The sequence below is a fragment of the Microbacterium esteraromaticum genome (assembly GCF_014084045.1).
Classification (GTDB): Bacteria; Actinomycetota; Actinomycetes; order Actinomycetales; family Microbacteriaceae; genus Microbacterium; species Microbacterium esteraromaticum_D.
In genome coordinates, this window is the sequence record NZ_CP043732.1 from 1,116,519 (window position 1) to 1,127,950 (window position 11,432).

Annotated in this window: 11 protein-coding genes; all 11 read left to right on the forward strand. The window is 70.1% G+C overall.

The genetic code is table 11. The features are described from left to right. The first annotated feature begins 53 nt into the window (after nucleotides 1-53). The 11 genes from FVO59_RS05385 to FVO59_RS05435 all read left to right on the forward strand — a co-directional run bounded on the left by FVO59_RS05385 (nucleotide 54) and on the right by FVO59_RS05435 (nucleotide 11,418). Nucleotides 54-1,085: a LacI family DNA-binding transcriptional regulator gene (locus tag FVO59_RS05385; protein ID WP_182255420.1), complete on the forward strand. Its 1,032-nt coding sequence runs from the start codon at nucleotides 54-56 to the stop codon at nucleotides 1,083-1,085. Beyond that, nucleotides 1,082-2,350, forward strand: coding sequence for a sugar ABC transporter substrate-binding protein (locus FVO59_RS05390; RefSeq protein WP_182255422.1), 1,269 nt, complete (start codon nucleotides 1,082-1,084; stop codon nucleotides 2,348-2,350). The genes FVO59_RS05385 and FVO59_RS05390 overlap by 4 nt, the downstream gene beginning before the upstream one ends. A gap of 4 nt (nucleotides 2,351-2,354) precedes the next feature. Further along, on the forward strand, nucleotides 2,355-3,254 hold the full coding sequence (locus tag FVO59_RS05395) for a carbohydrate ABC transporter permease (RefSeq protein ID WP_182255424.1): 900 nt from the start codon (nucleotides 2,355-2,357) through the stop codon (nucleotides 3,252-3,254). Beyond that, entirely contained in the window at nucleotides 3,251-4,093 is an 843-nt protein-coding gene (locus tag FVO59_RS05400) for a carbohydrate ABC transporter permease (RefSeq protein WP_182255426.1), read from the forward strand. The genes FVO59_RS05395 and FVO59_RS05400 overlap by 4 nt, the downstream gene beginning before the upstream one ends. Nucleotides 4,094-4,122: 29 nt before the next feature. Beyond that, entirely contained in the window at nucleotides 4,123-5,097 is a 975-nt protein-coding gene (locus tag FVO59_RS05405; protein ID WP_182255428.1) for a glycoside hydrolase family 130 protein, read from the forward strand. Nucleotides 5,098-5,102: 5 nt separating this feature from the next. Continuing rightward, nucleotides 5,103-7,130 (forward strand): hypothetical protein, encoded by a 2,028-nt coding sequence (locus FVO59_RS05410; protein ID WP_259363461.1) that lies wholly within the window; start codon nucleotides 5,103-5,105, stop codon nucleotides 7,128-7,130. 24 nt (nucleotides 7,131-7,154) lie between these two features. Further along, on the forward strand, nucleotides 7,155-7,973 hold the full coding sequence (locus tag FVO59_RS05415) for an alpha/beta fold hydrolase (protein ID WP_182255432.1): 819 nt from the start codon (nucleotides 7,155-7,157) through the stop codon (nucleotides 7,971-7,973). A gap of 61 nt (nucleotides 7,974-8,034) precedes the next feature. Continuing rightward, nucleotides 8,035-8,943, forward strand: coding sequence for a J domain-containing protein (locus tag FVO59_RS05420; RefSeq protein ID WP_430736335.1), 909 nt, complete (start codon nucleotides 8,035-8,037; stop codon nucleotides 8,941-8,943). Nucleotides 8,944-8,979: 36 nt separating this feature from the next. Then, nucleotides 8,980-9,753, forward strand: a complete 774-nt coding sequence (locus tag FVO59_RS05425; protein ID WP_182255436.1) for an alpha/beta fold hydrolase — start codon at nucleotides 8,980-8,982, stop codon at nucleotides 9,751-9,753. A gap of 25 nt (nucleotides 9,754-9,778) precedes the next feature. Beyond that, nucleotides 9,779-10,435 carry a histidine phosphatase family protein gene (locus FVO59_RS05430; protein WP_259363462.1) on the forward strand — a complete coding sequence of 219 codons (657 nt, stop codon included), beginning with the start codon at nucleotides 9,779-9,781 and terminating at the stop codon, nucleotides 10,433-10,435. 68 nt (nucleotides 10,436-10,503) lie between these two features. After that, nucleotides 10,504-11,418 carry a DUF4328 domain-containing protein gene (locus FVO59_RS05435; protein ID WP_182255438.1) on the forward strand — a complete coding sequence of 305 codons (915 nt, stop codon included), beginning with the start codon at nucleotides 10,504-10,506 and terminating at the stop codon, nucleotides 11,416-11,418. Nucleotides 11,419-11,432: the final 14 nt, after the last annotated feature.

Here is an 11,432-nt window from a genome sequence, read left to right on the forward strand (position 1 = left end):
AATCAAACCGGTTAGCCTCGCATCGCAGCGAGGCTTCGCCACACGGAGGTGGCATGAATCGCACGACGATCGCCGACGTCGCCCGCGAGGCGGGCGTCACGAAGGCAACGGTCTCGCACGCGCTGAGCGGCAACCGCCCGATCTCGGAGGAGACACGGGCCCGCGTGCTGGCCGCGGCCGAGCGCCTCAACTGGGTGCCGAGCCAGAGTGCGCGCTCGCTGGCGACCCGACGCGCCAACGCCGTCGGCGTGGTGCTGGCCCGCGACCCCGACGTCATCGCCAACGACTCGTTCTTCCCCGCGTTCATCGCCGGGGTCGAGTCGGTGCTGGCCGAGACCGAGACCGCGCTGATGCTGCAGGTCGTGCCGGATCGGGATGCCGAGCAGCGCGCATACCGGTCGATGGCGCACGGCAGGGCCGATGGGGCGATCCTGCTCGATCTGCGCGTCGAGGACTGGCGCGTCCCCCTGCTCGACGAACTGGGCGTGCCCACCGTGATCGTCGGGGCATACGACGAGGAGCACGACTTCTCGTGCGTGCGCACCGACGACGGCGAGCCCGTGCGGCAGCTGATCGATCATCTCCGCGATGCCGGTCACCGGCGCATCGCCCACGTCTCGGGACCGCTCGACTACGTGCACTCGCGCGCACGCGCCGACGCCTATGTCGAGGTCATGGGAGACGCGGCGCTGCTGCGAGAGGGCGACTTCAGCGCCCGCAGCGGCCGCGATCGCACCGCCGAGCTGCTGGCCCTCGCCGATCGTCCCACCGCGATCCTCTACTCCAACGACACCATGGCGATCGCCGGCCTGTCGTACGCCCGCGCGCAGGGCCTGACCGTTCCCGGCGACCTGGCCGTCGCCGGCTTCGACGACGATCCGCTCTCGGCGCACCTCTCTCCATCGCTGACGAGCGTCTCATCCGACCCGGCCGCCCGTGGCCGGGCCGCCGCGCGGCTTCTGCGCGGCGCCATCCTCGGTGCCGAACCGCGCACCGAGCTCATCGACTGCAACATCGTGCATTTTCGGGAAAGCACCTCGGGACCGGCATCCGCGGGCCCTGACGTTTCGAGGAGGACACCATGAAGAAGATCCATTCCGCAGCGCTCATCGGCGCATTCGCACTCGTCGTCACCGGCTGCTCGGCCGGCGGCGCCGGTGGCGGCACAGAGGCGAACGACGGCGCAGGCGGCATCAAGATCTGGCTGTCGAACAACGAGCAGGAGCTCGCCTGGGGCAAGGAGGTCGTGAAGGCCTGGAACGACGAGCATCCGGATGCCCAGGTCGAGGCGCAGGAGATCCCCGCCGCCTCATCCTCGGAAGAGGCGATCACCGCTGCCATCACCGCAGGCACCGCGCCGTGCCTGGTGTTCAACATCGCTCCGGCGGCGGTCTCGGGCTGGGTCAAGCAGGGCGGACTCGTCGATCTCAGCACGCTCGACGGCGCCGACGACTACATCGGCGGACGCGGCGGCGACGTCGACTCCTACCGTACGGACGACGCCTTCTACCAGCTGCCGTGGAAGTCGAACCCCGTCATGGTGATGTACAACAAGGAGCTGTTCACCAAGGCCGGACTCGACGCCGACGACCCGAAGATGAACACGTACGACGCATTCCTCGACGGTGCGCGCGCGATCGTGAACTCGGGCGTGCAGAGCGCGATCTGGCCGGCTCCGACGAGCGAGTTCTACCAGCCCTGGTTCGACTTCTACCCCTTCTACCTGGCCGAGACCGACGGCACGATGCTGGTCGAAGACGGCAAGGCCACCATCGACTCGGACGCGGGCGCGAAGGTCGCCGACTTCTGGGCGACCGTCTACAAGGAGAAGCTGGCCCCGAACGAGAAGTCCACAGACGACGCCATGTCGTCGGGCACGACCGCCATGCAGCTCGCCGGCCCCTGGGCGATCCCGTCGTACGCCGACACCGTCGACGTCGGCTTCATGCCGGTGCCGACATCGGACGGTCAGGAGAACCCGAAGACCTTCGCCGACTCGAAGAGCATCTCGATGTTCACCTCGTGCAAGAACCAGGGCACCGCGTGGGAGTTCCTGCAGTTCGCGACGAACGAGGAGAACGACGGACTGCTGCTCGAGAAGACGGGTCAGATGCCGATGCGCACCGATCTGCGCGACACCTACCCCGACTACTTCGACGCGAACCCGAACTACGTCGCCTTCGCCGATCAGGCCGAGAACACGGTCGATGTGCCCAGCATCCCCAACTCGGTGGAGGCGTGGCAGGCGTTCCGCGACGAGTACTCCGCATCGGTGATCTTCGGCAAGGAGCCCACCTCGGAGTTCCTCGAGAAGGCCGCCGAGAAGATCGACGGCATCGTCGCCGAGTGACGCGATGACCGACCGGAGCACGCGGCTGCGCACCAGGATCCTCGGTGCGCAGCCGCTGGGCGGCCTGTTCGCCCTGCCGTATTTCGTGTTCGTGCTGGCGATCTTCGCGTACCCGCTGATCTTCGCCGTCTACATCGCGTTCCACGACTACTTCTTCACCGCCCCCGGAGTCGAACCCGAGCGGCCGTTCGTGGGCTTCGACAACTTCGCCGAGGTGATGACCGATCCGAAGGTGTTCGACGCGTTCCGCAACACGCTCGTGTTCCTGGTGATCAACGTGCCGCTCACCGTCGTGCTGTCGATGGTCCTCGCTACGGCGCTGAACAGCGGCATCCGGTGGGTGGCGGCGTACCGGGTCGCCTTCTACGTGCCCTACCTGACGGCCAGCGTCTCGCTGGTAGGCGTCTGGATGCTGATGTTCTCGAGCAACGGGCTCATCAACACCTTCCTCGGCGATCTCGCCCCGAAGCCGTCGTGGCTGGTGAACAGCGCGCTGGCGATGCCGATGATCGCGCTCTACGTCACCTGGAAGCAGCTCGGGTTCTACATCCTGCTGTACCTCGCCGCGCTGCAGAACGTGCCGAAGGAGCTCTACGAGTCGGCTGAGACCGACGGGGCGGGCGGGTTCGCCCGATTCATGAACGTGACCGTCCCCGGGGTGCGCAACGCGACGACGCTCGTGCTGATCCTGTCGATCATCACCGGAGCGAACCTGTTCACCGAGCCCTACCTGCTCACCAGCGGCGGCGGACCGGACGGAGCGTCGGTCACCCCCGTGCTGCTGATCTATCAGCAGGGCATCCAGCAGCAGAACCCCGACACCGCTGCGGCGATCGGGATGATCCTCGTCGTGCTGGTCGGCGCACTGTCGCTGATCGCGAACCGAGCCACCCAGGAGCGATGATGCGTGCCAGACGACGACTCCCCCGCGTGCTGAGCGTGACGCTGCTCACGCTGGCGGCGATCGTGTTCGTGTTCCCGTTCTACTTCATGATCGTCGGCGCGTTCCAGGAGAACCCGACGAACGCACCGGACGAGCTGCTGCCGATGGGCGGCTGGACTCTGCAGAACTTCGCGAACATCGACTCGCGCATCGATCTGCTCCGCTCGCTGCTGAACTCGCTCATCTTCACCGCCGGCGTGCTGCTCGGCACGGTGGTGTTCGGGATGCTCGCGGGGTACGCCCTCGCGCGGCTCGACTTCCGCGGTCGCGGTGTGCTGTGGGTGCTGATGCTGCTCGTGCAGATGGTGCCGTTCCAGCTGCTGATGATCCCGCTCTACGTGCAGATCACGCGCACCTACGGTCTGGGCGACTCGTACCTCGGGATGATCCTGCCGTTCGCGATCAACACGACGGCGGTGTTCATCTTCACCCAGTTCTTCAAATCGCTGCCTGCCGAGATCTTCGAGGCCGCGCGCATCGACGGCGCCGGCGAGCTGCGCCTGCTCACCGCGGTGGCTGTGCCGCTGATCCGGCCGGTGCTGGTGACCGTGGTGCTGATCACCTTCATCGGCCCGTGGAACGAGTTCCTCTGGCCGTTCCTCATCACGAAGGACGCCTCGCTGCAGCCGCTGGCCGTCTCGCTCGCGAACTACATCTCCAACGTCGCTCAGTCGACCGCCAACCCGAACGGCGCGATCCTCGCCGGCGCGACGGCTCTCGCGCTGCCCGTCGTCGTGCTCTTCTGCGTCTTCCAGCGCTTCTTCACCGCCACCGATCTCGGGGCCGCCGTCAAGGGCTGACGCCCCCGACGCGTCTCAGAAAGGACATCATGTTCACCGGAGCATCCTTCCCGCTCGGACCCTTCACCCCCTACGAGGGGAACCCCATCCTGCGGCCTCGCGGCGAGAGCTGGGAGTCGTCCAACCTCTACAACCCGGCGGCTCTCGTCGACGGCGACGAGGTGCTGCTGCTGTACCGCGCCCACGCCGACGACATCGTCTCGCACATCGGACTGGCCCGCTCACGCGACGGGGTGAACTTCACCCGCGAGGACGAGCCGATCCTCTCCCCCGCCGAGGACTACGAGCGCTACGGCTGCGAGGACCCTCGCATCGCGCTCATCGACGGCACCTACTACCTCACGTACACGGGCTGGGATCGCCGCAGCGCCCAGCTGTGCCTGGCCACCTCCACAGACCTGCGCGAATGGACGAGGCATGGCCCGCTCTTCGACGACTTCGACACGTTCAAGACCATGGACCCGCGCGGGTTCAACTGGTCGAAGGCCGGCGTGATCGTGCCGGTGAGGATGCACGGGAAGTGGTGGATGTACTTCGGCGAGGGCGGCATCTACTGGGCCACCAGCGACGATCTCATCCACTGGACGCCAGGCACGCCTGACACCGAGCCGATGTACTCGCCCACACCGGGCACCTGGGACGAGGCCCTCGTGGAGATCGGCACGTCTCCCGTCGTGACGGACAACGGCCTTCTCTTGATGCTCACCAACGGGGCGACGCGCACCGTGCACGACGACGGCTCGGTCGACGTCGACTACCGCTGCGGCCAGATCGCGATCGATCCGGATGAGCCGACCCGCGTCATCGCCCGCATGCAGGAGCCGTGGCTCAGGCCGCAGACCTTCGAGGACCTCAACGGTCTCGTGTCGAACGTGACCTTCGTGGAGGGCCTCGTGAAGTTCCACGGGAAGTGGTTCGCGTACTACGGCCAGTCCGACACGACGCTGGCCGTCGCGATCCACGACCCCGAGCAGCCCTGGGGCAGGGCTCTGAGAGAGGAATGAGAATCATGGAGACCACGCGACGCGGGTTCCTGACCGCAGCCGGCGCCTCCGCGCTCGGGGCGGCATCCGTCATCACCGCCGGGGCGGGCGCTGCGCCCGCCGTCGCCGCGCAGACGGCATCCGCACGACCGACGCGACATGCGGGAGCGGGGCGGCTGACCAACCTCGACCACCTGCGATTCCTGCTCGACGAGGTGCCGCTCGCACCGACCGACGCGCACACCACCTTCGAGATCGAGGCCGAGCCGCGGGCGCTCGCCCCGTGGACCTACGCCGACTCCGACGGATCCGGCGGTTTCCGCCGCGTCGGCGGCGGAACGCTCGACGAGACCACGGGCCACTGGACGCAGGGGGCGTACAACGCCGACGACATCTCCCGCGCAGCGGTGGTGTTCCTGCGCGACTGGCGGGCCGGCGGCGGCGAGCGCAGCCGCGACGACGCCCGGGAACTGCTCAGGACGCTCGCATACCTACAGACCGTCGACGGGCCGAACACGGGCAACGTCGTGCTGTGGCAGCAGGCGGACGGCACGCTGAACCCGAGTGCGATCCCGGTGGAGCTGCCCGATCCGTCGGATTCGGCCGAGTCGTACTGGCTCGCCCGCACCGTCTGGGCATTCGGAGAGGGCTGCGCGGCCTTCCGGAAGGAGGATGCCGCATTCGCGGCCTTCCTCCTCGAGCGGCTGCATCTGTGCCTCGATGCCCTCCAGCGTCAGTCGCTGTCGAAGGTGGGGACCTTCGTGCAGAGCGACGGCGTTGAGCTGCCGGCCTGGCTGATCACCGGCGGAGCGGACGCCACGGCCGAAGCCATGCTCGGTCTCGTCGCCGCGGCACGCACCCTGCCGGACGACGCGCGGATACGGCGAGCGCTCGCCTCGTACGGCGAGGGCGTCGCGAGCATGGCGACGGATCCTGACGGCGGCTGGCCGTTCGGGGCGGTGCTGCCGTGGACCGGCTCCCTCGGCTTCTGGCATGCCTGGGGAGCTGCCGCGCCAGAGGCGCTGGCAGCCGCCGGCTCGCTGCTCGGCAGGCGGGAGTGGGTGTCCGCGTCGGCCGGAGACGCCGGCGGGTTCACCCCGCTCGTGCTGACCTGCGGTGGTCCCGCCAACGCGTGGGCGCCGCTGCCGGCCGAGGCCCAGATCGCGTACGGCGCGCATGGCCGGGTCGCGGGAGCGCTGCAGGCCGGGGGCGCAGGGCACCGTGTGCTCGCCGGCCTCGCCGCCGGGTGGTTCTTCGGAGCCAACACGGCCGGCGTGCCCGTGTACGACCCGGCGACCGGCGTCACCTTCGACGGCGTGGAGACCGACGGCAGGGTCAACCGCAACTCGGGTGCGGAGTCGACGATCCACGGGCAGCTCACCATGCTGCTGCTCGACAGCGCCCCCGACGTCGCCGCGATCGCCACGTCGATCTCCGGGCTGAGGGCGCACACGGGCCTGCGCGCCATCGACGCCGAGAACGCGACCCTCTCGCCCGGGTGCACGGTGGTTCGCCCCGCGACGGGCGCGTGGACCGGCGAGGGGAACCTGTCGGGCGGTGCCTACGTGCAGGTGCCCGAGGGGGAGTGGGTCGAGTTCGAGGTGGCGGAGGCCGCCGTGCTGCACGGGCTCATCTGGCGCCAGGCGACGGATGTCGGCGACGCGGTGTGGGAGGTGCGGGCAGGCGGGCGCACCTGGACGAAGACGACTCCGGCCGGCGGCACCGGCACGCGCGGGCTGACCGAGGCGGACGGGATGCTGGTGCCGCAGCTGCTCGGCGAGTCGCTGGAGCGTGCGGTGGTGCGGTGCACGAGCCGCGGAGACGTGCGCCTGGATGCCCTGGTCGTGCAGCCTCTGGTGACCACGGCGGTGTACGAGACCGCAGCCGGTGACGCGGTGCTCTATGCGAACAGCACAGCGACCGACCGGCAACACGCCCCGCTCGCCGAAGGAGACGGACGCACCTACGGCTGGGATGGTTCGCAGCACGGGCAGGCGGCGCGAGGACGATCCGTGCGCGTACGGGGCGGAGGGTTCACGATCACCCTTCCGTAGTGCTGACAGGAGCATGATGGGAGGGTGGTCGACATCCTCTCCGCACTCACGAAGCTGCCCGATCCCCAGTACGTCGAAGTGGGCGACGGCGTAGCCCTGGCCTCCTACTCGTGGGGGGATCCAGACGGACCCGCGCTCGTGCTCGTGCACGGGTTCGCGTCGAGCACCGCCGACACGTGGGTGCACACCGGGTGGGTGCGGATGCTCGAGCGCGAGGGGTTCCGCATCCTCGGCATCGACCAGCGCGGGCACGGCGCGAGTCAGAAGCCGCACGAATCGGCCGGCTACACGGTGCGCAACCTCGCGCGCGACATCGAGTCGGTGCTCGACACGTTCCTGATCGACGAGGCCATGTACGTCGGATACTCGCTGGGAGCGCGTGTCGGCTGGCAGGTGGCGCTCGACCTCGCCGACCGCATCCCGCGGGCGGTGCTCGGAGGGGTGCCGGACGGCATCCCGCTCGACAGGCTCGACACCGATCAGGTGCGCCGGTACGCCGACGACGGCACCCCGGTGACCGACCCGGTGACGCAGAACTACGTCGCCCTGGCCGAGCGGGTGCCCGGCAACGACATGTATGCGCTGCTCGCGCTGGCCGAGGGGATGCGCGACTCCCGCTCGATCGATCCGGACACCGCGCACGCGCCGCAGCAGCCGGTGCTGTTCGCGACGGGAGAGCAGGATGCGGTGCTCGCCGGCTCGCGCCGGCTCGCCGAGGCTGCGCCGCAGGCGACGTTCTTCGAGATCCCGGGGCGTCATCACTTCAACGCCCCGGGCGCGAAGGCGTTCCGGATGGCGGCGCTGGAGTTCTTGAAGGGCGAGCCCGCGGTCTCTCACGAGTGATGCGGTCACTCACGAGTGGGGTGGTTTCTCGGAGCTCGTCGCGCCGGTCTAACGTGTGAGGGTGACGTTCGACGGCCCGCTCTCGGCATCCGCGTACGAGCTCCTCGGGGTCGCGGCGAGCGCCGATGACGATGAGCTGCGGCGCGCATACCGGCTGCGGCTGCGGCAGACGCACCCTGACACGGGCGGAGACGCCGCGCTGTTCGTGCGCGTGCAGCGGGCGTGGGAGCTGATCGGCACTCCCGAGGCCAGGGCCCGATACGACCGCAGCAGCGGCGCATGGGCGGCGCCGTCGGCATCCGGCCGCCGTTCCGGCACCAGGCCGGGCACGAAGTCGTACGGCACGGCCGGCGCATGGCATCGCCTGCGGTACCTGCAGCTGCTGACCGAGCACCTCGGCCGAGCCGTCACGGCGCGCGAGGCGGTGGATCCCGTCACCGTGCGCTCGGCGCCGTGGCAGGCGAGGCGGATGCTCGCGGAGGCGCTCGCCGAGGAGGCGACGGCGTCGACGATCGACGACCTCGGCATCGGGTTCACGGCCTGGCACGATCTGGTCGCCGGATCGGATGCCGCGCAGAAGCTGTCGCACGCGGTGCTGGGGCCGGCCGGGCTCTACGGGCTCGCATCCGAGGACTTCGGCGACCCCGTGCGGTTCCGTCAGGGCGAGGTGATCGGGACGGGCGTCGGCGGGGAGACGCCCGTCGCGGATCTCCTCGCCCGGGTGCGGACGATCTCCCGCGCAGCGCGGGTGCGGTTCGCCGGGGCGATCCTGATCCTGCCCGACGAGCAGCTCGACGAGGCCGTCACCGTGCTCGGCTCCGTGCGCGGCGTGCTGGTCGCGGTGGTGCGCCGCAGCTCGCTGCGCACGGTGCTGCGCGGCGGGATACCCGGGGCCAGGCCGCTGGGCGCGGTCGAGGCGTTCGACGTGCGCACCCGTCTTCCGCAGGCGGCGCGCGTGCTCGTGCCGTGAAGCCCGTTTGTCGGACGCTCGTGTTCTGATGGGCGCATGACCATCGCGAACTCTGCAGACGGCACTCCCATCGCGTACTCCTCCCGAGGCGACGGTCGCACCGTCGTGATCGTGAACGGCGCGCTCTCGACCGCGGCCGACGCGGCTCCCCTGGCTCAGGCACTGGCCGACGCCGGCTTTCGCGCCGTCACCTGGGACCGGCGGGCGCGTGGCGACAGCGGCGACCGCACGGGGTCGGGCCCGGATGACGAGGTGGCCGACCTGGCCGCCGTCATCTCCGCCGCCGGCGGGGCGGATGCCGTGCTCGGGCACTCGTCGGGAGCCGTGCTGGCGCTGTATGCGGCATCGCGCGGCGTGGCGACGGGCGCGCTGTTCCTCTCCGAGCCGCCGATCGACTTCGACGGCTCCGGCCACGGGCCGGACCTCGCCGACCGCCTCCAGGCTCTGGTCGACGACGGCCGCCCGGATGAGGCTGTGGCGACCTTCCAGCTCGACGCGGTCGGGCTGCCCCGCGAGATGGTCGACGCGGGTCGGACGAACGGCATGCTCGCCGCCCTCGCACCGCTCGGACAGTCCACGGTGTACGACGTGAATCTCACCTCGCGCGTGCGGCGGCCCGATGCCGCGCTGCTCGGGGTGGCGGTGCCCGTGACCGTGCTGAGGGGCGAGCAGACCTTCCCGTTCCTGATCGCGTCGTCGGATCGTCTCGCCTCTCAGATCCCTGGTGCCGAGCTGGTCGTCGTGCCCGAATCGATCATGCACCGACCCGACCCGGCTGCGACCGCGCGCGTGCTCGCCGAGCGGATCTGACCAGGTGGCGGGTTACGGTGAGAGTGTGGATGCCGTCGACCAGCTGCCCGATCACCCCGCTCCTGATGCCCCGCAGGGCAAGCTCGTGCTGCTGCGGCACGGCGAGACCGAGTGGTCGCGCACCGGCAGGCACACCGGGCTGACCGACATCCCGCTGACGGAACACGGCGAGGAGCTCGCTCGCGCCGCCGGCGAGCTGGTGAAGGGGTACGATTTCGGGCTCGTGCTGAGCTCGCCGCTGCAGCGCGCACGGCGCACGGCAGAACTGGCGGGACTGGATGCCGGGATCGACCCGCTGCTCGTCGAATGGGACTACGGCGGGTACGAGGGCCGCACCACCAGGGACATCCGCGCGGAGCTGGGCTACAACTGGACCACCTTCGCGCACGGTGTGATCCGCGGCGAGACGCCCGGCGAGACGGTCGAGGAGGTCGCGGCACGGGCGTCCCGGGTGCTGACGAGGGTGCTGCCGGCGATGGCGTCCGGCGACGTCGCCCTCGTCGCGCACGGCCACTACCTGCGCATCCTCACCGCCGTCTTCCTGCGCCAGGCTCCGCGGTTCGGGGCGTCGATCTCGCTCGACGCCGGGTCGGTCTCGGTGCTCGGATTCGCGCGCGAGCAGCCGGCGATCCTCGCCTGGAACCACGGTCCTCAGCTGCCGACGAAACCTGCGGAGTCGTAGCGCCAGGCCCTGTCTGCCGGTGAAGGCGGCTGATACTGTTCGGGCAACGCCGAGCCGAAGGATTCCCCATGAGCGATCTCACTCCCCCTCCTCCGCCGCCCGAGCCACCGCGCCATCCGCACGGAGCACCTGACCCCGCGGCCGCGCCGGCCGAGCCGCCCACCGCCGATGCGCAGACTACGCCGGCACCTCCGGCGTACGCGCCGCCGCCCGCACCGCCGACCTCGCCGCTCTACGGCGAACCGACGTACCCCCAGCCGTCGGTTCCCGTCTACGGCGATCCCGGCTACCCGCAGATGCCCGTCCCCGCGTACGGCGCCCCCGCTCACCCGCCGTCGCCCGGCCAGTTCGCGTACGCGGCACCCGTCGCACCCCAGCCGGTCGGTCTGCGACCGCTGCGCGGGATCGGGGCGGCGACCCGCTGGCTGATCGTGGCATCGGCCGTCGCCACACTGATCGCGATCGCGACCGAGTTCTGGGGCGTCTCGTCGCTCGGCGCCTTCTCCTCCGGCCTCGTCGGGATCGACGCCCTGCAGTCGTACGACGCCGTGTCGCTGCTGCTCGCCGGGGTCACGAGCCTCATCACGATCGCCGCGGGAGTCTGCTGGCTCATCTGGCAGCATCGCGCCGCGTCATCGGTTCCGCCGGCGGCGCTGCGTCGCTCGCCAGGATGGCACGTCGGATCGTGGTTCATCCCGGTGGTGGCGTGGTGGTTCCCGTTCCAGAACGTCAAGGACATCGTGCGCGGCGCGAACGCCCCCGTGAGCGGCGGCCTTCTGGGCGGATGGTGGGCGCTGTGGATCGCGTCGAGCCTGACGTACGTGATCTCGACCAACATGACGAACGCCGCGGAGACGGTGCCAGCGCTGAGCGCCGCGATCAGCGTCGCCATCGCGGGCGACGTGCTCTGGATCGCCGCCGCCGCTCTCGCCTGGATGGTGGTGAAGCGCATCACGGATGCCCTCGACCCGGGCGCCCGGTGAAGGCCGCCGCCTAG